The organism is Massilia sp. CMS3.1, from assembly GCF_051262535.1.
Lineage (GTDB): Bacteria > Pseudomonadota > Gammaproteobacteria > Burkholderiales > Burkholderiaceae_D > Telluria.
Genome location: NZ_JBIMES010000030.1, coordinates 1 through 20,931, shown reverse-complemented (window position 1 = coordinate 20,931; position 20,931 = coordinate 1). Strand labels below are relative to the sequence as shown.

The window sequence follows — 20,931 nt, the reverse complement described above, 5'->3', positions numbered from 1 at the left end:
GGGCAAAAGCGCCGCCACCAGGGCCGGCCACGGCGTCGCCACATCGATCTCGGCCAGGAAACGCTCGCGCCGCGTCAGCTTCTTCTTGCTGGCGAACTCGACGTCGGAAAAGCTCGTTTGCTTCATCATGTAACTTGTGCAAATGCGATACGCCATTGTGCCAGCTCAGCTCGCTTCGGGCGAGACCTCGCCGATTAAATCAGTGTTTCCCTAGCGCTCCCCCCAAAAAGCCAGCACTTTTTGCACTGCGGGGCGCGCAAGCATATGCTCGAAATGCGCCTGCACGTTGGGCGGCAGCGTGATTCCCTTCCCCGGCGCCCAGCGCTCCACATAGAAAAGCGCAGCATCGGCAATGCTCAGTTTGTTGCCGACTGCAAATGGAAACGGACGCAGTTGTTTGTCCAGTATCGCGAATCCCGCATCGATAATTTCTTTTCCCTGTTGCTTTACCCGGCCTAAGTGCTGCGCTTCCTGGACAGCATCCATAGGGGCGAACGCCTTGGGGTTGATCATGCGCGCATAGCCTTGCCCGTGTATGGTTCCCTCGACGTATTCCAGGACCTCGACTGCCCTGGCCTCCTCCATCGGGCTAGATAATAGTAGGTGCGCCTCGGGATAGGTGCGAGCAAGCCAAGTCGCAATTGCACCAAACTCAGTGAGCACCGTGCCGTCATTGCACACCAGCGTGGGTACCTTTCCCTTGGGATTAATATCGACAAACGGTGCATTCTTGGTATCGCCGCGTTCGATGTCCAGCTTTTCGGTCTCGTACTGCGCCCCAGTTTCTTCCAACAGGATGTGGATCCCGATTGCACATGTATGCGGCCCCCAATATAGCTTCATAGTAAGTAGTTCCTTTTTTAGTTGTGGTCGGAACTCGTTCACGGTGGCAAGATTTCGGTGCGAAAGCTGGGGGCCAGCGCACCGGCCTTTTTTATGAATGCTTCCTGCTGCTCCTTGGTCATCGCCGGCGCCGGCGTGGTGCGACTCTCCACCGCAGTGCCGATAGCCACAAAGAACTCCTCCTGCCCGGCGGGAGTGCACATGCACAGCATGCGCGCGTTCCCACCTTCCCTATTCGTGAAGAAATGCGGCGCGTTGGCTGGGATGTTGACCGTCATCCCAGCCTTAAGCAGGGTCTTTTCGCCGCGAAAGGTGAATTCGATTTCGCCATCCAGCAGGTGAAACATCTCTTCGAAATCGTGCCGGTGCAAACCGGGGCCGCCGCATTTTGGTACCCGCATGTCGATCAAACAATAGCGGCCAGCAGTTTCTGCGCCCGACAACAAGATAGTGTAGGTATCGCCGACCACTGCGACATGGCGCAGCGACGGGTCTTCAGGATCGATGACCGACAATTTGCGCGTGGGGTCGTCGGCGGGAAGGTTCGGATCGGGTGGTACGGACGGGTTTGGGGTGGTGCTCATATGCTTTACTCCTTAAGGTCTGTGTGAAGCGCCACGAGCTTCAGGGCGCATTGAATGATCTCCGATGGGCATTGTTCAGGAAGGAAATGGCCGCCGTTTGGCAGTGTGATGCTCTCGACATGGTGCGCTACCATCTCCACCGCCTCGCCGACCTTATCGCCTAAACCTTTCACGCCGCCGACGGCGATCACAGGCACGACCACTTTCGCCTGCAATAGCGGTTCGGTCTGCGCAATACTGGTAAAGGCTGCGCGGTAGACCCCCATCGCACCCAGTACACCCTCGCGGCCCGAGAAAGTGCGTAGGTATTCATCCACGGCGGTAGATCCGATGGCCGATGGCCGCATCGTTGCTCCCTCATAAAACCAAGTCATGAAAGCGCGTTCATTGCCCACAACGAGGCGCTCCGGGACGCCGGGTGCGAGCGGCAATATCCACCACCACATCGAACCCCGCTGCATCGCTTCCGGCGTGTACGCCAGGGTCGCGCGCAACTGCGCGCCGAGCATCACAGGCGCCTCGATATACAGCAGTCCGGCTATTTCGCCGGGATGATCTGCGCTCCATATGAGCGCCGGCAACGCCCCCATGTCGTGCGCCGCGAGCACCAACGGCATGCCGCCGCCGAATCCGAGCGCCGCGACGAGTTGCCGGCATTCCTCCGATAGTGCCCTTGCATCGTAGCCAGCAACCCCGTCCGGTTTGTCGGAGTCGCCGTAACCGCGCATATCGGGAATCAAGACGGAACATCCCGCCTTGGCAAGACCAGGCCCGACTTCACGCCACGCGTACCCTGTGCTTAGGAAGCCATGCATCAGGATGATCGGTGGCCCATCAGGCGGGCCGCCGCTCCAGTAGTGAATTCGGATGCTATCGACGCTGACGGTTTCGCTTCGAAACCCCGGTATCGGCGCCGCGTTGCCAATATCGTTCATGTATAACCTCAATCAACCAGTTGCATGGGCGCTGAAGCGACCAGCAGCTGGACCAGCTCCTTGCCCTGCGGCGTGCGCCAGTCCTGCACAAGTTCAGCGATCATCGTGTTAGTAGCGGTCAGCCACACGCCTGATCGCTCCATGCGCCGACGCGCCATGTCTTCCGAAATGTCGAAGGGCGAACCGGATGCATCCATGACCGCCTGCACCTCAAAGCCGTCCGCCACTGCACTGATACTTGGGAACACTAGGCAAATGTCGGTCGTAATACCAGCCATGATCAATTGGCGACGACCGGTCGCAACGACGGCCTTCTTAAAATTCTCGTCGGCCCAGGCATTGACGACGCCGACCCGTTGCACGCGCCGCATAGGCTTCGGGCAGGACACGCTGCAGCGACGGCGCGAGCTGCCCTTGGATTTGGTCTTCCTGACTGGACGTGAGTACGACCGGCACGCCGAACGCCCTTGCCGCCTTGGCCAGATTGATTGCATTGCGCAAGGCCGCATCCGACTGCAGGTTCTTCACCAACTGCAAAGTACCGACTTGAAAGTCGATCAAGACGAGCGCATGTCTCTGGTTTGAATATCTCATTCATACATTTTTTCCGATCTCTTTTCATTAAGAGAACTAACAAGATATGCCTGCCTGCCAGCGATGTCGTCGCAGTTCGTTTGGAATACGCTGTTCCACCATGTGAACATTGCGATTGCAACTCCTGCTGTTCCATGGAGGGAACAACGTGTTGGTGTCGGCGCGCTTGTTCGTAACAAGGATCGGGCTTACAGTCCGTCCGTCAACAAAAATCATCGTCTTTTCCGCTTTAACCCATCACTACCATCGCTGGCCCTAGAGCCCCCCGCCATATCGACTTAACGTCGCGTGCAGTTACGGGCGGCGCGATCCTAACAGGAGATACCCATGACTAAATTTACAGCTCGCACGGTACTTACTACAGGTGGCACAGGCGCGATCGGCTCAGCGATCGTCCGCCGCTTCTTGCCAACGGTGATACCGTCAATGCCACCGACATGACGTAGGAATCGCTGGAACGTTTGAAAACGGAGATCGACACAGCCCACTTATCCCAGCTGATTGTCGTTGTAGCTGACATTTCGAGTGAAGACGCCTGCGCCAGGCTCGCGGCGGTCGCCCACGAAAAGCGGCAACTATAGACGTGCTGATCAACTTCGCTGGCTTCTTCCCTATCGTGAGATTTGAGGAGATGTCGGCCACCCAATGGCGCCAAGTTATTGATATCAATCTTACCGGTCCCTTTTTGCTGACGAAGGCGGTGCTGCCCCTAATGAAATCGAAAGGCTGGGGGCGCATCATCAATTTCGGTTCGGGCTCCATGTTTGAAGGGGTGGATGGCCAGACTCACTATGTCGCCGCGAAGGCCGGCATCGTTGGATTTTCCCGAAGCTTGGCCAGGGAGGTCGGCAAATATGGCATCACCGTCAACGTGATCAAGCCCGGCTTGACGGTATCCCCGCCGTCATCAAGCACTTCCCCGCTGCCGTACTTGAGGCACAACGCACCCGGCGCGCCATCAGCCGCGACGAGGTTCCCGAAAACCTGGTCGGAACCACGTTTTTCCTGGCATCGACCGATGCCGCTTTCATTTCCGGTCAGACCATCAGTGTTGATGGCGGCAAGACCATGCACTAACGCTCCATCGACTAACTATCAAAGGAAACACAATGTCTACATTATTTGAATCGTTCGACCTGCACGGTCTCACCTTGGCCAATCGCATGGTAATGGCGCCTATGACGCGTACTCGAGCAACCGAAGACGGCGTCCCGACCGCCCTGATGCGCGATTACTATGTCCAACGCGCGTCGGCGGGCTTGCTCATCACAGAGTGCACTCAAGTGTCGGATCAGGGTCACGGCATCATCCGTGCGCCCGGCATGCACCGCGAAGACCAGATGCTTAGCTGGCGCAACGTGGTCGACGGAGTGCATGCCGCCGGTGGCCGCATCTACTGTCAGCTATGGCACTGCGGCCGGGTGTCGCACCCGGATATACGCGGCGGCGAGCTGCCGGTCGCGCCATCGGCAATTGCCGCGCGAGGCGACTTCTTCCTGCCCAGCGGACGTGTCGACTTTCCCGTTCCACGCGCGCTGGAAACCATTGAAGTCGAGGCTGTCGTGGAAGACTTCCGTCAGGCGGCACGTTTGGCGAAAGAGGCTGGATTCGACGGCGTCGAACTCCATGGCGCATTTGGCTATCTGACTGACCAGTTCCTGCAGGATGGTTCGAACCAGCGCACCGACCGCTATGGGGGCTCGGTAGAAAATCGGGCACGTCTGACCCTGGAGGTAACTGCCGCGCTGATCGACGTGTGGGGTGCCGATCGGGTCGGTGTGCGACTGTCGCCTTCGAGCCGCTTCTACGGCATGTTCGACAGCGACGCCCGAACCACCTTCGGCTATTTGATCGAACAGCTCAATGCGATGCGGGTGGGCTACCTGCACCTACGCGAACCCAACGCGGCCGACCTGGCCAGCGGCACGGTACAGATCGAACACGTGGCAGAGACGTTCCGCTCCCTGATCACCGTGCCGGTGATCGCCAACACCGGTTTCGACAAGGCAAAGGCGGAAGCGATCTTGGCGACCGGTACAGCAGATATGGTCGCCTTTGGCGTGCCGTTTATTGCCAATCCGGATTTGCCGGAGCGGTTTCGTCTGAACGCGGCGCTGAACAAGCCTGACCCAACGACGTTTTACGGCATCGGCCCAGTCGGCTATACGGACTACCCGACGCTGGCCGAGGTAGCCCAGGCCTGATCCAAGCCTGGCACGGTAGCGAGAGGCGGCGAATCAGTGGTTGGCCGCCTCTCAAACGCGATCAGCGCATTAAGCGTGGGCATAGGCGTAAGCGATAGCTGCGCTGCTGAGGCAGAATGCCTGATCGCCTAGACTATTCAGGAGAAGATCGCGTAAAGCCGCTTGGCCGGCACGGCGCCGGAGGCATCGCCGCCCATGTCGTCCTCCAGCGGGAGCCTCCAATCGACACAGCCGCCCTGCGCGCGATCGCGTGGCAGGGCTGGCTTGCTCAGCTCGAGGTACACCGGCCGCTGGCTAATAGGTCATGCACACCCTGCGCTGGTAAAAGGCAGCAGCGCCGGCGTGCTGCAGCTAGATTCTCATCCGACAAAGCGGCTCGGCCGGCATGCCGCTGGCGTCGGCAGCACCGCGTCGATGTCGACCAGGCAGCGAAGAGCCACCACCATGCGCAGGCCTGCAGCCAGCCGGCGGCCACCCCGGCCACGTCAAGTGTGAAGAATTAGATATCGAATTGCAGCTCTTACGATGCGCGGGCCGTTAATGTCGAGTGTGATTTTGAGGATCTTGGCGAGCCGCGACGAATAATCGAAATCTGAGGGAGTCGCGTCTAAGCTCGACTTTGTCCATTTGCGTGATGGGAGCGGAGCAAAGGTAAGCCCGAATGTATAATCAATGATTGACCGATCCTGGCAGAGAGGTTAATCATGGCAACTATTTCATCCGGGCTTACGAGAGCCATTGTAGGACTGTTCGATGTGTTTCCAAGCGCGCCTGGCCACTCGTGCAAGTCCTGGTGGCCGGCGCCATCTTGGCGGTCGGGCCGCGCACGGTCAGTGCCGTGTTGCGCGTCATGGGCTTGTCGCAGGAACGTCAGTTTCAGAAGTATCACTGGGTGCTGAACCGCGTGAAATGGTCGACGCTGGCGGGCAGTCGGCGCCTGCTGACGCTGCTGATCGAAGCGTTTGTGCCGGAAGGCCCATTGGTAATGGCGCTGGACGACACGATCGAGCGGCGGCGAGGTGCCAAGATTGCCGCCAAGGGCATTTACCGCGATCCAGTGCGCTCGAGCCACGGCCATTTCGTCAAGGCCAGCGGTTTGCGCTGGTTATGCCTGATGCTCATTGCGCCGATTCCGTGGGCAAAGCGCTGCTGGGCGCTGCCGTTCTGCTCGGTGCTGGCGCCGTCCGAGCGCTATTACCTCCAGCGTGGACGACGCCCCAACAAGCTTACCGACCGCGCCCGGCAGGTGTTGTTGATGGTCAGGCGCTGGGTGCCCGAGCGCCCCATTGTAGTGGTCGCCGACAGCAGCTTCGCGGCGCTGCAACTGCTCGATGCGACGCGCCGCAAGTTCTACCTCGTCACCCGTTTGCGGCTCGACGCGGCTTTGTACGATCCGGCGCCGCAGCCTTCCGGCATGCGTGGACGGCCGCGACGCAAGGGAGCGCGCCAGCCAACGCTGAAAGCGGTATCGGCCTCCGAGGCCACCCGTTGGCGCGGCGTGACGCTGTCCCAATGGTATGGCCAGGGCGACAAGGCCGTCGAGATCGCTACCGGTACCGCCGTCTGGTATAGCAGCGCTCTGCCGACGGTGCCCTTGCGCTGGGTATTGGTGCGCGATCCGCAACGCAAGCTGGCCCCGCAGGCCTTTCTCTGCACCGACGAGGCTGCCGAACCTGAACAGATCCTGGCCTGGTTTATCTGCCGCTGGCAGATCGAAGTCACCTTCGAAGAGGCCCGTGCGCACCTGGGCATGGAAACACAGCGGCAATGGTCCGCTCGTGCCATCGCCTGCAGCACGCCGGTTATCCTCGCGCTGTACTCGATCGTGACCTTGACCGCCAGGCAGTTGGTGCCATAGGCCAGTTTGATGACTCGGCATGCCGCGTGTTACGCGAGAGACAGTCCCACTTTCTCCGACACCATCGCACTGGTGCGCCGCTCGTTATGGAGCGAAGGGATTTACGGCGGGTCGGGGAGCCGGCACGACATGGTGAAAATACCGCGTGCCTTGTTCGACCGCCTGACTGAAACCGTCTGCTATGCGGGATAGATGGACAAAGTCGAGCTTAGTGCCCACGCAGCACTCGAGCAGAGGCAAGCAGGTCTTACTGGGTATCAGCAGACGGGGCGACAGCTACCTGCGCTCGCTGCTGATCCACGGGGCGCGTGCCGTGCTTCGACATGCCGAGCACAAGGTGGAGACGGCCACCAGTTGGCTCGGGCACTTACTGTCGCGACGAAACAAGAATGTCGCCACTGTCGCATTGGCCAATAAGAACGCACGTCGGGTATGGGCACTTCTCATGCATGACGAAAGGCGGTTCCATACCGATTACGTCCCTACTGCCGCAGGCACGTAATTGGCACGGCTAGGTTACTTCTCAAAGGATTTCAAGGAGGATTAGCAAGGATCCTTCCACCGATTGCTCAGGCGATTGAAGATGTGATGGCAAGACAGGTTGAGGTAGCCTGAGTTTCGTGGACACTTCCATTTGATAAACTTGTCAAAGGGAGTGAACTTATGAAATTAACGACATACACGCCGGAGTTCCGGGCGGAGGCCGTCAAGCTTGTGCTTGCCCAAGGCTAGACGCTGGAAGAAGCCTCGAAACGAATCGCCATCCCCAAGGGGACATTGGCGAACTGGGTGAGCGCGGCCAAGCGCGTCAGCGATCCTACTGCCCCGCAAGGCAGCCGTAGCGTCGCTGAGCTTGAAGCCGAGGTGGCGAAGCTGCGCAAAGAACTGGCCGTCGAGCGCATGGAGAAGGAAGTGCTAAAAAACCGCCCGACAAGTTCGCCCGTGGCCCTCACGAATAGAAACTCCAAACGAGTACACTGGTTGCACGCAGGACTGTGACCGAACGCTTTTTGGAGGTATAGACCCCGTCAAAAAACCTGGTCCAGGGGAAGCTGCGGACTCATATGTGACGGCACCATCTGGCAACCCCGTTTAGGAAGTTGATCAATTCCGAGTCCCCGTCCTGCGCCTGACTATCCAGGAGGTGGGCCATGTCCAGAGAGCGTTCACGATCCAAGCCTAGCGGGCTGCCGATCATTCATCCATTTGCAGCCGGCATCGATATCGGTTCGCGATTCCACGTCGCCGCTGTCAGCCCGGATCTGTGCGACGAACCAGTCCAGACTTTTCAGGCTTTTACCAGTGACCTGGAGCGCATGGCCAGTTGGCTGGTCGCGACCGGAACAAAAACGGTCGTGATGGAATCGACCGGCGCTTACTGCTCGCCGCCTTTGAAGTTCTCGAGTCGCACCGGCTGGAAGTCATCCTGGCCAACGCCCGCGAAGCGCGCGCCGTCCCAGGCAGAAAAAGCGACGTCAACGATGCCCAATGGCTGCAGCGCTTGCATGCCTGTGGCTTGCTGCGTGCCAGCTTCCGTCCTGGCCGCGATATCGCAGAGTTGCGTGCCTATCTCCGTGCACGCGAGAAGCACACCGACTACGCCGCCGCGCATATCCAGCACATGCAGAAGGCGCTGACCTTCATGAACATTCAGCTCCATCACGTCATCGCCACGATCACCGGCGTCACGGGCATGAGGATCATCCGGGTTCTAATGGGATGGACGTCCGCTTTCAAAATTGCACGCGAGTGCCACAATGAGGAGTGATTTCACTTCGTCATCGAAAGGAGCGACCATCATGAAGATCACGACAGTCGGCTTGGATTTAGCAAAGCAGGTGTTCCAAGTACATGGAGTGGATGCGCAGGGTACGGCGGTATTGTGCAAGAAGCTGGAGCGGTCAAAGGTACTGGAATTCTTTGTGAATTTGCCGCCGTGCCTGATTGGCATGGAGGCGTGCGGTAGTTCGCACTACTGGGCGCGCAAGCTCCAGACCATGGGGCATGTCGTCAGGCTGATGGCGCCACAGTTCGTCAAGCCCTACGTCAAGACGAACAAGAACGACGTGGCCGATGCGGAAGCCATCTGTGAGGCCGTGACCCGGCCCAACATGCGCTTTGTACCGATCAAGACCGACGAGCAGCAAGCCATTCTGTCCGTGCACCGAGTGCGCCAGAGTTTCGTGAAGGCACGTACTGCGCAGGCGAACCAGATTCGCGGCCTGCTTGCCGAGTTCGGCGTTGTGATTCCTCAAGGAATAGTGCACATTGCCAAGCGCGTGCCGCAGGTGATCGAACAGCCGGAGTTGCCTGACAGCTTCCGAGTACTGTTACAGCGGCTGTACACGCACCTGAAGGAACTGGACAAGCAAGTCGACGAACTGGAAGCTACGATCGCGCACTGGCATCGCGAATCGGACCTGAGCCGTAAACTGGCTGAAGTGCCTGGTATTGGCCCGATTACAGCTACGGCCCTGGTCGCATCAGTCGGTGACGCGAAGAACTTCAGGAACGGCCGGCGGCTGGCGGCATGGCTGGGTCTGGTGCCAAGACAGCACTCCAGCGGTGGCAAATCGGTTTTGCTGGGCATCAGTAAGCGGGGGGACACGTATCTACGAACACTGCTGATCCACGGAGCCCGAGCAGTGATCCGACATGCGCAAGACAAGCCGGCGACTGCCTGGCTCAGGCGCTTACTTGACCGACGCAACAAGAATATCGCCGCGGTGGCCCTGGCGAACAAAAATGCCCGGACCGTATGGGCGCTGCTGACCCGCAGCGATCAGCGCTTCCGTTCCGGTTACGCGCCAGCCAGTGCATAACCGGAACGGTAGAATAAACGCAGCAAGTTAGAAGTAGCGATCAGCTGAAATTGGAAGATATCTCAGGTTGTACAGGCAGGAACGAAGTGATGGCGAAATAGGTAAGACCGTGGTTGAGCAAACCTGCAATGCGATATGCGCTTCGAGCGCGGGGTTCTGATAAGGTCTCGACCAGCGTATTCCATCAGGGACCGAGGCGACGGCCTCAACAAAGTCCGGATATATGGCTGCAACCTTTCCTACTCGCTGTCATCCATTCTCTGCTTGGCAAACTGCGGACGTCCATATATGTCGCATTAGCGACCGTCGGCGGGCCAGTCATGTAAACTGCGGCGCCCGAACCCATGACGAATCGACATGCTTATCTTCAAAGGGATGCGTTTCCCGATCGATGTGATCCTGGTCTGCATCCGCATTACGAGAATAGTCATAGTATATCTCCATTGAGAAACGTTGCTGTCATTGTCCTTTGCTCGATCGAATGTCGTTCTCGTCGGCACTCGTTAGTCGGGCTCGATCTGCACCGGGAGCCTCATCCGTCCTGCCCCGGCAGCCTGCCCTCTCGTCCGCCCACGGTAGACTTGGCGGAGAGAGCTTCACGGCTTGAGCAATTCGGTGCGGAACTTCGGAGCGAGCGTTTGCGCCTTTACCATGAAGGCAGCTTGTTCCTCCTTGCTCTGCTCGGGCGCAGGCGTCAGACGACCGTCGACTGGGGTTCCAATCGCCATGAAGAACTCCTCCTGGCCTGCTGGCGCACACATGCAGAGCATCCGCGCCTTCGATTGATCGACGTTGCTGAAAAAGTGCGGCGCGTTGGCCGGGATGTTGACAGTCATGCCGGCCTTGACGACCGTAACCTCGCCTCGAAAATGAAATTCAAGCTCGCCTTCAAGGATCGTGAACATCTCCTCGAAATCGTGCCGGTGCGGACCGGGGCCGCCGCAGTGGGGCACGTTCATCTCAATTAGGCAATATTTGCCCGCAGTCTCCGCTCCGGATAGCAGGACGGTTTAGGTGTCACCCACGACCGCGATGTGGCGCAGCGTAGGATCGTCGGGATTGATCACCGAGAGCTTCCGGTTCGGGTCGTCGGCAGGGATTGCGTTACCGGGCGTGTAGGATGTGGGGGCGGTAGGGTCAGTCATTATGCTACTCCATTTTGCTTGGGGGTGATTAATTAGGCGGCCTTCGCCGCCATCGACAAGACTTGCTTAACGATGGCGTTGGGCTGTTCCTCGGGCATGAAGTGGCCGCAGTCGGGAAGCGTGTGCGCCTCGACGTTTTCGGCAACCATCCTGACCATCTCGCCGACGTTGGCACCGAGGCCATTCACGCCTCCGAGAGCAACGACTGGCACGGTGATTTTGCGCTTCATCAAGGGCTCGGTCTGGGCGATGCTGGTGAACGCGGCGCGGTATATTCCCAGGCTGCCCAGCACGCCCTCCCGCCCCGAAAAGGTGCGGAGATATTCGTCGATCACGGCAGGGGTGAACACCTCCTGGTGGACGGTGGCGTTGCCCCTGTAGAACCATTGCAGGAACGCGCGCTCGTTGCCGACGATCAGCGCCTCGGGCACGCCAGGCGCGAGCGGCAGGATCCACCACCACATCGAGCCTTTCGCCATCGCCTCGGGCGTGTAGGCGATAATCTTTCTCAGCACGTCGCCGAGCATGACGGGCGCCTCGATGTAGAGAAGGCCGGAGACTTCCTCGGGGTGGTCCGCGGACCACATCAACGCCGGCAGCGCGCCCATGTCGTGCGCGGCGTGGATCACGGGCTTGCCGCGCGTGAAGCCGATTTGGGCGACGAGCGCGCGGCACTCTTCCGACAACGCGCGAGCGTCATAGCCTTCATCCCCGCCCGGCTTGTCGCTATCGCCGTAGCCGCGCATGTCGGGAATGAGCACCGACATCCCGGCCCCGGCGAGTGCGGTTGCGACGTCACGCCAGGCATAACCGGTCGAGAGGAAGCCGTGCCACAGGATCACCGGCGTTCCCTCGGCGTCGCCGCCGACCCAGTAATGGAGCCGGACGCCGTCGAGCGTCTCAGTGTTACTACGGAAGCCGGCGATCGGCGGCCCAGAGGTCATTGCGATCACGCGCTTGCCCACTCGACCGGGAGCATCGGCGAGATCGCCGTCATCGCCATCACGAGCGGCCCACCCTCCGGCGTGCTCCAATCCTGGACAAGTTCGGCGACCATCGTGTTGGTCGACGTCAGCCACACGCCGGCGCGCTCCATGCGCCTGCGCGCCATGTCCTCGGCGATCTCCGTGAAGCAGCCGGAGGCGTCCATCACCGCCTGCACTTCGTAACCTGCCTCGACCGCGCTGATCGCGGGGAAGACGAGGCAGATGTCGGTCGTGACCGCCGCCATGATGAGCTGTCGCCGCCCGGTCGCCTCAATCGCCTTCACGAAGTTCGGGTCGGTCCAGGCGTTGACGATGCCGACCCGCTTGACGCGCGCGGCATAGGCGTCGGGCATCGTCTGCTGCAGGAGCGGGTGGAGCGGACCCTGGACGTGGTCTTCCTGGCTGGACGTCATCACGATCGGCATTTTGTAGGCGAGAGCTGCCTGACCCAGCAGCGCGGCGTTGCGTACGGCAGTGTCGGGCATGATGTTCTTGATGAGCTGGATCGTGCCGACCTGATGGTCGATGAGCACGAGCGCGGCGTTTTCTGGCGTGAAGTGCGGGGAGGACATCATAATTTCCTTTGGTCTGTGTGCTGGGATGACGGGAACTAGACGGCGAGTGCCGGGTAATCGGTGTAGCCCTCCGCCCCGACGCCGTAGAACAGGGCGGGATTGGGTTTGTTGTACGGTGCGTCGGTGCGCAGCCGCTTGGGCAGGTCAGGATTAATGAGGAAGGGGACGCCAAAGGCGACAAGGTCCGCCTCGCCGCGGGCGATAACGGCGTTGCCCTTTGCCTTGTCGAAGCCGCCATTGACCATTAGCGGTACCGAGATCAGCGGCCGGAAGGTCTCGGCGATATGCTCGATCTGGACACCGGCCGCGACCGCTTGCGCATTGGGTTCAAGCAGGCAGATATAGCCGACGCCGAGCGCGTTGAGCTGCGGGATCACGTAGCCGAACGTCGTCCGCTTATCGCTGTCGTCGGCGCCGTAAAGAGGATTCGACGGCGATAGTCTGATCCCGACATGATCGGCGTCCCACGCGTCGATCGCGGCGGTCGCCGCCTCGATCATCAAGCGCGCGCGGTTCTCTACCGGGCCGCCATAGGCGTCGGTCCGCTTGTTGCTGCCGTCCTGCAGGAACTGGTCGAGAAGATACCCGTTCGCGCCATGGAGTTCGACCCCGTCGAACCCGGCGGCGCGGGCGTTGCGGGTGGCTTGCGCGAAGTCCCGGACGATGCCGGGGAGCTCGTCGATCCCGAGTTCACGTGGCACCGGGAAGTCGACCCGGCCGCTCGGCAGGAAGAAATTGCCCGTGGCGGGGACTGGCGAAGGCGCGACCGGCGGCTCGCCGCCACGCATGTCCGGATGTGCGACGCGGCCGCAATGCCAGATCTGGCAGATGATCCGCCCGCCCGCCGCATGCACCGCATCGGTAATCTTGCGCCAGCCGGCGATCTGGTCGTCGCGGTGGATGCCGGGGCAGCGGATGATGCCGTGCGCCTGATCCGAGATCTGCGTGCATTCGGTGACGATCACTCCGGCCGATGCGCGCTGAACGTAATAGTCGCGCATCAGGTCGGTCGGCACGCCGTTCTCTGCGGCGCGGGTGCGCGTCATCGCCGACATTACAACGCGATTGGGAAGCGGGAGGCCGTGGAGGTCGAAGGGGGTAAAAAGGTCGGTCATCATATGGTCCTTGTCCATCGAGCAAGCGGTCGTTCGGGAATTTGTCCGAACCGCGTCAGAGCATGTGCTTGCCGCCGTCGACATTGATCGTCTGGCCGGAAATGAAGTTGGCGTCGGGCGAGGCGAGAAAGAAGATCGTACCAATCAGGTCCTCGCCCTCCTCGTCACGCGGAAGGGCGCGTAGTTTGATCTGCTGCTCGATCATCTTCGGCGGCATGTTCGCCTTCACCGCCGGTGTTACGGTCAGACCGGGTGTCACCACGTTGACGGTGATGCCGTCCTTGCCGAGGACGCGGGCGAGGCTGCGCGAGAGGCCGAACAGCCCGGCCTTGGCCGCCGTGTAGTGGACCTGGTCTGCGACGCCATCGAAGACGGAGGCCGAGCCGATGATGACGATCCGACCCCAGGCGCGGCCGCGGAGCAGCGGCGTCATCGCCTTGATCATCAGGAAGGTGCCGGTCAGGTTGATGTCGACGACCCGGCGGAAGTCGTCGGCGGTCATCTCGTCGAACGGCTTTATCGGAAAGAAGCCGGCGACGTTTACCAGCACATCCACGCGACCGCCCACGTCCTTGGCGAGCGCTGCCACCCGCCCGCAATCCGCTTCGCTGGAGATGTCGCCGACGACCGTGTGGAGCTTCGCGTCCGACGCCTCGCCGTCGACGAGCTTCTTTAATGCCTCGTCCTGCGTGTCGGTGGCGATCACTGTGTCGCCGTTAGCCAGAAAACGCTGGACGGCAAGCTTGCCCATGCCCCCGGCGGCCCCGGTGACGACGACGATACGATCGGTCTTCATGTCAGGAGTCCTTCGCTGAGGCGCCGCGCGGCCGCTCGTGAAGTCGGAGGCGGGAGGGATGGGCGCTATCGTGATGGTAGGTGTCGGTGCCGACCTTCTGGCCGTACCAGTGCGTCATCGGCGCTTCCGTGATTGCTGATTCCCAGTTGCTGATTTCCAGCCGCAGTCTGTCGCCTCTGCGAACCAAGACCGACATCGGCAGCATCTCGATGCGCATCGCGTAGACTTGGCCAGGCTTAATCGGCTCTTCTCGATCGTGCTTCAGAAACGGGCGCATGTCGGTGGTGAGTAGCGGGTCCTCGGCGCGGTGCGAGGCACGCAGCCAACCTTGGCTGACCTTCAAGAACTTCGGTTTCGCCTCGTCGGCGGGCAAAAGCGTGAGCTTGACCATTATGTCCATGTCGGTCTGGTCGGACGACGCGTGAAGCTCGAGCACGCCTTGCCCGGTGAACTCGCGGTCACGGTCGAACGGCGGAGTTGTATAGGTGACGACCCGCGCGTAGTGATCGGGTATACCGTCCTTGTCGAGTGTGGTGACGCCGGCCATCCACAACGGATCGGGATAGCTCCAGCTCGTTTCGCCTGGGGCCTCGGTGGGGGCGGCCTCGACGAGCGAGCCGTCGTTCAGCGACTTGACGTGGCTGCTTTTGGCGCCGCTCAGGTAGAACGTGGATTGCTTGGCTTCCGGTGGCGGCCAGTCGGTCGTTTCGTGAACGGCCTCTTCACCCTGCACAAGGAATCGCACCTTGGCTCGCTCCATGACACCGTTCTCGACACCCTTCAGATGGCGGTCGTACCATGGCAGCAGTTCTTTCCGATGGAAGTCTGCGGTCGAGTACAGCGTGAGCGTCTCGGCGAACGTCTTGGCGCCGACGACGAGCAACTGCTTGGGGCCTTTAACAAGTCGGAACCCTTCGAAATTTCCCCTTAAATGAAGCGGTCCTTTACCCCATGACCCAATGGACATCACCGGGATGTCCACCTGATCGAGTTCCCAGAACGGCGCGCGCCGCCGCCACCACTCGTCATCAAAGCGATGTTTGTAGAGATCAAACACCAGTTTATCTCTGCCGTTGGCCGTCATACTGTTGCCTTCCGCCTGATGCTCCAGCAACACCGATCCGAACAGCCAAGTCCACACGAAGTCCATGCTCGGAATGCCGCCCGCGTACATCCAGTCACGGTACATGTCCGTGGCGCCGTCATACGCGCCAAGACATTTGAGAGAGGGCGGCCGGGTACGGGCGGTATTCCACTGGCTCCAGCAGTAGTAAGACATGCCGATCATGCCGACACTGCCGTTCGACCAATCCAGCTTGGCAACATGCTCGATCATGTCGTGGATGGCCTCGCCTTCGGCGCGCGAAACGAAGTCCCAGGTGCCCTCGGATCGTCCCATACCGGGAACGTCCATGGCGATGTAAGCGTAGCCCTCGTCGAGGTAGAGCTGCATCGGCCCGTACTCGATGAACGAGAACACCCAGTTGGGCGGGAGGTGGCGGAGCGCCTTTTGATACGGCGACGCTCCCAGCAAAACCGGGAACGGCCCGGTCTTGCCCTTGGGCAAATAAACGTCCGCCCTCACCAAATCGCCATGGCGCGTCCGTACTTCGACTTCGAATGGCGTTACGTTGACATCGACCATGTTTGCCTTCAGGTGCAATGAGACTTACGTGATGGAAACTGCCGGCGACTTTAGTCGGCGGCCATCTCCTGAGCGTAGGAGCGATAAGTGCGTTGCGGATGGCCGAGCAACTTCGCAGTCGCCTCAACGGCGGCATCGGAGCCGATCATGCCGGTGCGCTGAAAGCCGCGGAACATGCCCGCGACGTCGTAGGCGATCTCGCTGGTCGACATTTTGGCGAAAGTCTTCTCGAACTGACGCAGGTCATCGCCCGCATACTTGACCTCCTTACCCAGCACCTCTGTCCAGATGGCGATGGCGGAGGTCGCGGTGATCACATCGGAACCGTGAATTTCGATGATTTCGGTGGGCAGCGGCTCGCTGCGATCGCGCTCGATCAGCTTGATTGCGGCGATCTCGCCGATGTCACGCGCATCCACCATCGAGGTACCGATGTTGCCAATCGCCATCGGGTAGACCTGCGTCTTGGTGACCGGACCGCCATCGTTCTGGAAGAAGTAGTTGGGGCGAAGGATCGTTGTCGGAATCCCGAACTTATGGATCATCAACTCGGTGGCGAACTTCGCATTCGCGTGCGGACAGTCGAGAAACTCGTCGCTCTTGAACATCGATTGGTAAACGACTCGCTTGATGCCCGCTTCGATGGCCAGGTCGAGCATCAGGATCGCCCTGGTCATTTCATCGGTCACCACTGGATTCAAAAGGAACATGGTGTCAATGCCTTTCAGCGCCGCACGCATTGATTCCATGTCGGTCACGTCGCCCTTGACCGGCGTGATGCCCTCCGGAAGTTTGCCGGTCCCGCCGTGGACGAGCGCGGAAACCGGATTCCTCTCATGAATGAGCGCGAAAGCCGGTTGACCGCGCTTGGCGAGCGCCTCGATGACGCGTGTGCCGACGGTTCCGGTGCTGCCGATTACAAGTATGGTCATGTTGTTTTCCTCGTTTGGTAATCTACTTGCCCTTTTCGCGGGCGCTCGTGCAGCCGAAGGCGCGACGGGTGCGAAGCATCGTGGTGATAAGTGTCGGTGCCGACTTTCTGGCCATACCAGTGTGTCATCGGTGCCTCGGTAATCGCGGACTCCCAATTGCTGATCTCTAACCGTAACCGATCGCCGGTGCGGACCAGCACCGACAACGGCAATAGCTCAATCCGCAATTCATAGGAGCGGCCCGGCACGATCGGCTCGGCACGATCGTGCTTTAAGAACGGCCGCATCTCGGTCGTCAGATCAGGATCCTCCGCTCGATGGGAAGCTCGCAGCCAGCCTTGCGAGACACGCGTGAAAGGAGGAGTGCCGTCACCACCTTGGAGCAGCGACAGTTTGACCATCACGTCCATGTCGGTCTGGTCTGATGACGCGTGAAGGTGCAGCACGCCTTGGCCTGTAAATTCGCGATCGCGAACGAATGGCGCGGTTGTGTAGGTGACGACGCGGGCAGTGTGGTGCGGGATGCCTTCCTTGTCGATCATGCTGACACCGGCCATCCATTTTGGATCTGGATAGCTCCAGTTCGTCTCGCCGCCGGTATCCCCGCGCGCGATCTCGACTAAGGAGCCGTCATTGAGCGAGTCCTCGTTTCCGCTCTTCTCCCCACTGAGGAACAGCTCGGCGATCGTGACGTCGGGGGGCGGCCAGTCGGACGTCTCGCGTATCTCCTGCTCGCCCTGAACAAAAAACCGGACCTTCGGGCGGTTCATTACTCCGTTGTCGATGCCCTTGAGGTGATGGTCGTACCAAGGAAGTAGCTCTGCGCGGTGAAAATCCTCCTTGGAGAACAGCATCTGCGTCTCGGCAAAGGTTTGCGCACCTGTGATCAAAAGCTGCTTCGGTCCTTTCACGCGTCGAAAACCTTCGAAATTCCCACGCAGATGTAGCGACGCCTTGCCCCAGGCACCTATCGAAAGGACAGGGATGTCTACCTGGTCAAGTTCCCAAAACGGCGCACGGCGGCGTTGCCATTCATCATCGAACGGGTGGTCGTACATGTCATAGATCACCTGCGAACGACCATTGCCGGAAATTGATAGCCCACTTCCCATGTGCTGCAGCAACACGGAGCCGAACAGCCAGGCGTTGAGAAAGCCTTGAATCGGTATGCCGCCCTGATACATCCAGTCGCGATACATGTCAGTCGCGCCGTCATAGGCGCCGAGGCATCTAAGGTGGAGAGGTCGAGTCCGCGCGGCATTCCACTGGCTCCAGCAATAATACGACATCCCGATCATGCCGATTTTACCCGTCGACCAATCGCTGCTCGCTACATGCTCGATCATGTCGTGAATGGCCTCGCCCTCGGTGCGCGAGACGGGATCCCACACTCCTTCGGATCGCCCCGTGCCGGGGGTGTCCATCGCGACATAGGCGTAACCTTCGTCGAGATAGAGCTGGATCGGTCCATACTCGATGAATGGGAACACCGCAGGGATTGGTGGTAAATAGCGCAGCGCCTTCTGATAGGGCGAGGCGCCGAGCAGAACGGGAAACGGGCCCGCGCTAATTTGCGGGAGGTACACATCGGCGCGAACGACGTCGCCGTGACGGGTCTTCGTTTCAATCTCGAAAGGTGTGACGTTGACGTCCATGATCTTAGTTCTCCAGCCTGTCGGCGGCGGCGAGTTCCTCGAAATAGGCGCGCAGCGTCCGACGTTCGCTACCTATGATCGCGCGCAGCGTCAGTGGGCTCCCGACCAGGCCATGACGGTCGTAATGCTCAAACATGGGGCGCCTCGGCTTGGCCGCGTCGCCGAGCGCGGAGGGATCGATTCTTTCAGCCCTGATTTCGAGACTGAGGATGTCGCCAATAAGTGCGGCAACATGCTTTTGGGCTAGCAACCCTTCCGAACAAAGCTCGAACGTGCCGTAGAGAAGGCGATCCTCCGTCAATGCGATAGCAGCTACATCCGCGACATCGCGATAATTCACCCTGCTAAAGCGGGTGTCGTTCGACCAAGGCTCGGCAAGCACACCTGTCTCGACGATCTTGCGCCAGGCCGGGGCGTAATTCTGGAAGTACAATGTGGGATGCAGAAACGTGTATTCCAGTTCTGAATTCAGTATCGCCTCCTCGACCGGCGCCTTGGCGGCGTGATGAACCAGTTTGCTGAGAACGGGATGGATTACTGACGAGAAGACTATCCGGCGGACGCCGGCACGAACGGCGGCCTCTACCACGAGCTTGCTGACCTCCGCTTCCTCCGCAAGGGAGGCGGGCGCGATATAAAAGATGGAAGCGATCTCGCGGAGTGCCTCATCCAGACTTGCAACTTCGCGCAAGTCGCCTATGGCCACCTCCACTGCGCCCGAAGTTAACACCTCGTCCGCATCAGCCTGTTCACAAGTGAATCCGCGGACGCGGGCTCCTCGTGCGGCAAGGGCGGGTACCACATGCCCGGCGAACTTGCCGGCCGCACCCACTGCGAGTATTCTGTCATTCATAGGTTGGGCACTTCGTTAGAGAATTACCGCAAGGAATTGCAATGAACAATAGCCGGATTCGGCGCATTGCAGCGCCGGTAGTGCCTCGATAATCTGAAATAAACCGGCGAGTTATCTAGCTTAAGTCAAATTACATCCGACGCAAGCAGTTGATTGATCGTCTGTAGGAAAACACTGTTCGATGAGAGGGATAATCCAAAATGTTTAATTGGAACCATCTGCGAATCTTCGAAAAAGTGGCCTCACTCAGAAGCTTCTCAGCTGCGGCAAATGCCCTTGATCTGCCAAAGTCGAGCGTGAGCCGCGCAGTGGCGCAGCTCGAGGAGGAACTAGGGACACGGCTCCTCCAGCGTACGACGCGCGAGGTCGTCTTAACGCCGATCGGCCAGGCACTAAGAACACATTGCATCGACATCATCGAGAAAGTTGGCGAAGCGGTCGCGTGTGTCGCAAACTTGACAGCCGAGCCACGCGGGCAATTGAAGATCAGCGCCGGAATCGGCTTCGGAATTAATGTACTTGCCGAGCAACTTCCTGAATTCGTGCGGCGCTACCCCGAAGTCGATGTCACACTCCAACTTACCAGCCGGCATGTAGACCTGGTCGCAGAAGACGTCGATGTCGCGATCCGGATGGGGCCTATGGTAGATTCATCACTGGTCGCCACGCGATTGGGGGTCATCAAACGCTACCTTTGTGGCGCTCCCAGCTATCTACAGGAGTGGGGAACGCCGCAAATGATCGGGGATGTTGGCCGCTTTGATGTAGTTGAGATGCCTCGAGCGGATGGGCGCCCGCGATCGTGGACTTTCACCAAGGATGGCGTGACCGTGAAAGTCGAGCCTCGGACGCGAATTTGCGTCGACGAGATGTTGACGATTCATCGCCTCGTTATTAATGGAGCAGGTCTAGGCATTTTGTCGGGTTATGTGTGCGAACCAGAAATCCTTGCCGGTCGACTTGTCAGACTGTTGCCGGATTGGTCATCGCCGGCGGTGGAGGTGAGTATCGTCTTTCCAAGCAGGCGCGAAGTCGCGCCTGCTGTCAGAGCGTTCGCAGATTTCATTAAGGAAGTTACCCTGCCCGGTTGTTTGTGGCAAAAAGATACTTTGGAAACAAATTCTTTTTTGGGAGAAGAGTCTCCGTAAATTCGGACCGTAGAGTAAGTTGACGCTTTACTTTACAATTTCGGGCAGAGGGCCGGATATAGCAGCAAGAGAATGACGAAGAGACCGAGATGGATCCATACAAGCGGATTCCAAGGCCAAACGGCAATGGCTGACGAAGCCTGTGCCAATAACCCAGGTCGTAGTGGTCAAGTAATTTCGGACACGACGATAGGTTCTTTCGCTGCCATTGTGCGTTCGTAGACGCTGGGCGGCAGATTGC

Annotated in this window: 21 protein-coding genes and 3 pseudogenes; 8 read left to right on the top strand and 16 right to left on the bottom strand. The window is 59.6% G+C overall.

All coding sequences use genetic code 11. The features are described 5' to 3' along the window. The 6 genes and pseudogenes from ACHAC9_RS23435 to ACHAC9_RS23410 all read right to left on the bottom strand — a co-directional run. Positions 1-129: pseudogene (locus ACHAC9_RS23435) on the bottom strand (IS5/IS1182 family transposase); the annotation flags it as partial. Between the two features lie 81 nt (positions 130-210). After that, the gene (locus tag ACHAC9_RS23430; RefSeq protein WP_435764014.1) at positions 211-843 is read right to left on the bottom strand and encodes a glutathione S-transferase family protein; all 633 of its coding nucleotides are present in this window, start codon (positions 841-843) and stop codon (positions 211-213) included. A 38-nt stretch (positions 844-881) separates the two neighbouring features. Beyond that, the gene (locus tag ACHAC9_RS23425; RefSeq protein WP_435764012.1) at positions 882-1,427 is read right to left on the bottom strand and encodes a cupin domain-containing protein; all 546 of its coding nucleotides are present in this window, start codon (positions 1,425-1,427) and stop codon (positions 882-884) included. Positions 1,428-1,432: 5 nt separating this feature from the next. Next, positions 1,433-2,362 carry an alpha/beta fold hydrolase gene (locus tag ACHAC9_RS23420; protein ID WP_435764010.1) on the bottom strand — a complete coding sequence of 310 codons (930 nt, stop codon included), beginning with the start codon at positions 2,360-2,362 and terminating at the stop codon, positions 1,433-1,435. An 8-nt stretch (positions 2,363-2,370) separates the two neighbouring features. After that, positions 2,371-2,724, bottom strand: coding sequence for an isochorismatase family protein (locus ACHAC9_RS23415; RefSeq protein WP_435764008.1), 354 nt, complete (start codon positions 2,722-2,724; stop codon positions 2,371-2,373). Then, a complete protein-coding gene (locus ACHAC9_RS23410) occupies positions 2,678-2,923 on the bottom strand; it encodes a hypothetical protein (RefSeq protein ID WP_435764006.1) in 246 nt (81 codons plus the stop codon). The genes ACHAC9_RS23415 and ACHAC9_RS23410 overlap by 47 nt, the downstream gene beginning before the upstream one ends. A gap of 568 nt (positions 2,924-3,491) precedes the next feature. Between ACHAC9_RS23410 and ACHAC9_RS23405 the strand changes: the two genes are divergently transcribed. The 7 genes and pseudogenes from ACHAC9_RS23405 to ACHAC9_RS23375 all read left to right on the top strand — a co-directional run bounded on the left by ACHAC9_RS23405 (position 3,492) and on the right by ACHAC9_RS23375 (position 9,840). Beyond that, a complete protein-coding gene (locus tag ACHAC9_RS23405) occupies positions 3,492-4,082 on the top strand; it encodes an SDR family NAD(P)-dependent oxidoreductase (RefSeq protein ID WP_435764020.1) in 591 nt (196 codons plus the stop codon). Beyond that, positions 4,066-5,160 (top strand): alkene reductase, encoded by a 1,095-nt coding sequence (locus ACHAC9_RS23400; protein WP_435764004.1) that lies wholly within the window; start codon positions 4,066-4,068, stop codon positions 5,158-5,160. Before ACHAC9_RS23405 ends, ACHAC9_RS23400 begins: the two co-directional genes overlap by 17 nt. A gap of 676 nt (positions 5,161-5,836) precedes the next feature. Next, entirely contained in the window at positions 5,837-7,018 is a 1,182-nt protein-coding gene (locus tag ACHAC9_RS23395; protein ID WP_435764002.1) for an IS701 family transposase, read from the top strand. Positions 7,019-7,226: 208 nt separating this feature from the next. Continuing rightward, positions 7,227-7,520 (top strand): annotated as a pseudogene (locus tag ACHAC9_RS23390) (transposase); the annotation flags it as partial. Between the two features lie 161 nt (positions 7,521-7,681). Further along, positions 7,682-7,939: pseudogene (locus tag ACHAC9_RS23385) on the top strand (transposase); the annotation flags it as partial. 403 nt (positions 7,940-8,342) lie between these two features. Then, positions 8,343-8,786: an IS110 family transposase gene (locus ACHAC9_RS23380; protein WP_435764000.1), complete on the top strand. Its 444-nt coding sequence runs from the start codon at positions 8,343-8,345 to the stop codon at positions 8,784-8,786. 31 nt (positions 8,787-8,817) lie between these two features. Then, entirely contained in the window at positions 8,818-9,840 is a 1,023-nt protein-coding gene (locus tag ACHAC9_RS23375) for an IS110 family transposase (RefSeq protein WP_435763998.1), read from the top strand. A gap of 596 nt (positions 9,841-10,436) precedes the next feature. Here ACHAC9_RS23375 and ACHAC9_RS23370 read toward each other — a convergent pair. Genes ACHAC9_RS23370 through ACHAC9_RS23325 form a run of 10 tightly spaced genes read right to left on the bottom strand, consistent with a single transcriptional unit; the run spans position 10,437 to position 19,542 of the window. Further along, on the bottom strand, positions 10,437-10,799 hold the full coding sequence (locus ACHAC9_RS23370; RefSeq protein WP_435763996.1) for a cupin domain-containing protein: 363 nt from the start codon (positions 10,797-10,799) through the stop codon (positions 10,437-10,439). A 51-nt stretch (positions 10,800-10,850) separates the two neighbouring features. Beyond that, entirely contained in the window at positions 10,851-10,985 is a 135-nt protein-coding gene (locus tag ACHAC9_RS23365; protein WP_435763994.1) for a hypothetical protein, read from the bottom strand. A gap of 32 nt (positions 10,986-11,017) precedes the next feature. Continuing rightward, positions 11,018-11,929 (bottom strand): alpha/beta fold hydrolase, encoded by a 912-nt coding sequence (locus tag ACHAC9_RS23360; RefSeq protein WP_435764018.1) that lies wholly within the window; start codon positions 11,927-11,929, stop codon positions 11,018-11,020. Between the two features lie 5 nt (positions 11,930-11,934). Further along, complete coding sequence (locus ACHAC9_RS23355; RefSeq protein WP_435764016.1) at positions 11,935-12,543, bottom strand: isochorismatase family protein; 609 nt, start codon at positions 12,541-12,543, stop codon at positions 11,935-11,937. Positions 12,544-12,581: 38 nt separating this feature from the next. Beyond that, on the bottom strand, positions 12,582-13,661 hold the full coding sequence (locus ACHAC9_RS23350) for an alkene reductase (protein ID WP_435763992.1): 1,080 nt from the start codon (positions 13,659-13,661) through the stop codon (positions 12,582-12,584). A 55-nt stretch (positions 13,662-13,716) separates the two neighbouring features. After that, a complete protein-coding gene (locus tag ACHAC9_RS23345; protein ID WP_435763990.1) occupies positions 13,717-14,457 on the bottom strand; it encodes an SDR family NAD(P)-dependent oxidoreductase in 741 nt (246 codons plus the stop codon). Position 14,458: 1 nt separating this feature from the next. Further along, the gene (locus ACHAC9_RS23340) at positions 14,459-16,102 is read right to left on the bottom strand and encodes a CocE/NonD family hydrolase (RefSeq protein ID WP_435763988.1); all 1,644 of its coding nucleotides are present in this window, start codon (positions 16,100-16,102) and stop codon (positions 14,459-14,461) included. 50 nt (positions 16,103-16,152) lie between these two features. Beyond that, entirely contained in the window at positions 16,153-17,034 is an 882-nt protein-coding gene (locus tag ACHAC9_RS23335; RefSeq protein ID WP_435763986.1) for an SDR family oxidoreductase, read from the bottom strand. After that, entirely contained in the window at positions 17,031-18,689 is a 1,659-nt protein-coding gene (locus ACHAC9_RS23330; protein ID WP_435763984.1) for a CocE/NonD family hydrolase, read from the bottom strand. Before ACHAC9_RS23330 ends, ACHAC9_RS23335 begins: the two co-directional genes overlap by 4 nt. Before the next feature lie 4 nt (positions 18,690-18,693). Further along, positions 18,694-19,542 carry an NmrA family NAD(P)-binding protein gene (locus ACHAC9_RS23325; protein WP_435763982.1) on the bottom strand — a complete coding sequence of 283 codons (849 nt, stop codon included), beginning with the start codon at positions 19,540-19,542 and terminating at the stop codon, positions 18,694-18,696. Between the two features lie 200 nt (positions 19,543-19,742). On the opposite strand from ACHAC9_RS23325, the gene ACHAC9_RS23320 reads away from it, so the two are divergent. Further along, a complete protein-coding gene (locus ACHAC9_RS23320; RefSeq protein WP_435763980.1) occupies positions 19,743-20,690 on the top strand; it encodes a LysR family transcriptional regulator in 948 nt (315 codons plus the stop codon). The last annotated feature ends 241 nt before the right edge of the window (positions 20,691-20,931 follow it).

Coding starts and splice junctions, on each gene's coding strand:
- ACHAC9_RS23335 (WP_435763986.1), bottom strand. CDS start 17,034: ATGACCATACTTGTAATCGGCAGCACCGGAACCGTCGGCACACGCGTC.
- ACHAC9_RS23400 (WP_435764004.1), top strand. CDS start 4,066: ATGTCTACATTATTTGAATCGTTCGACCTGCACGGTCTCACCTTGGCC.
- ACHAC9_RS23355 (WP_435764016.1), bottom strand. CDS start 12,543: ATGTCCTCCCCGCACTTCACGCCAGAAAACGCCGCGCTCGTGCTCATC.
- ACHAC9_RS23340 (WP_435763988.1), bottom strand. CDS start 16,102: ATGGTCGATGTCAACGTAACGCCATTCGAAGTCGAAGTACGGACGCGC.
- ACHAC9_RS23420 (WP_435764010.1), bottom strand. CDS start 2,362: ATGAACGATATTGGCAACGCGGCGCCGATACCGGGGTTTCGAAGCGAA.
- ACHAC9_RS23430 (WP_435764014.1), bottom strand. CDS start 843: ATGAAGCTATATTGGGGGCCGCATACATGTGCAATCGGGATCCACATC.
- ACHAC9_RS23320 (WP_435763980.1), top strand. CDS start 19,743: ATGTTTAATTGGAACCATCTGCGAATCTTCGAAAAAGTGGCCTCACTC.
- ACHAC9_RS23350 (WP_435763992.1), bottom strand. CDS start 13,661: ATGACCGACCTTTTTACCCCCTTCGACCTCCACGGCCTCCCGCTTCCC.
- ACHAC9_RS23370 (WP_435763996.1), bottom strand. CDS start 10,799: ATGAACGTGCCCCACTGCGGCGGCCCCGGTCCGCACCGGCACGATTTC.
- ACHAC9_RS23360 (WP_435764018.1), bottom strand. CDS start 11,929: ATGACCTCTGGGCCGCCGATCGCCGGCTTCCGTAGTAACACTGAGACG.
- ACHAC9_RS23365 (WP_435763994.1), bottom strand. CDS start 10,985: ATGACTGACCCTACCGCCCCCACATCCTACACGCCCGGTAACGCAATC.
- ACHAC9_RS23330 (WP_435763984.1), bottom strand. CDS start 18,689: ATGGACGTCAACGTCACACCTTTCGAGATTGAAACGAAGACCCGTCAC.
- ACHAC9_RS23345 (WP_435763990.1), bottom strand. CDS start 14,457: ATGAAGACCGATCGTATCGTCGTCGTCACCGGGGCCGCCGGGGGCATG.
- ACHAC9_RS23425 (WP_435764012.1), bottom strand. CDS start 1,427: ATGAGCACCACCCCAAACCCGTCCGTACCACCCGATCCGAACCTTCCC.
- ACHAC9_RS23325 (WP_435763982.1), bottom strand. CDS start 19,542: ATGAATGACAGAATACTCGCAGTGGGTGCGGCCGGCAAGTTCGCCGGG.
- ACHAC9_RS23375 (WP_435763998.1), top strand. CDS start 8,818: ATGAAGATCACGACAGTCGGCTTGGATTTAGCAAAGCAGGTGTTCCAA.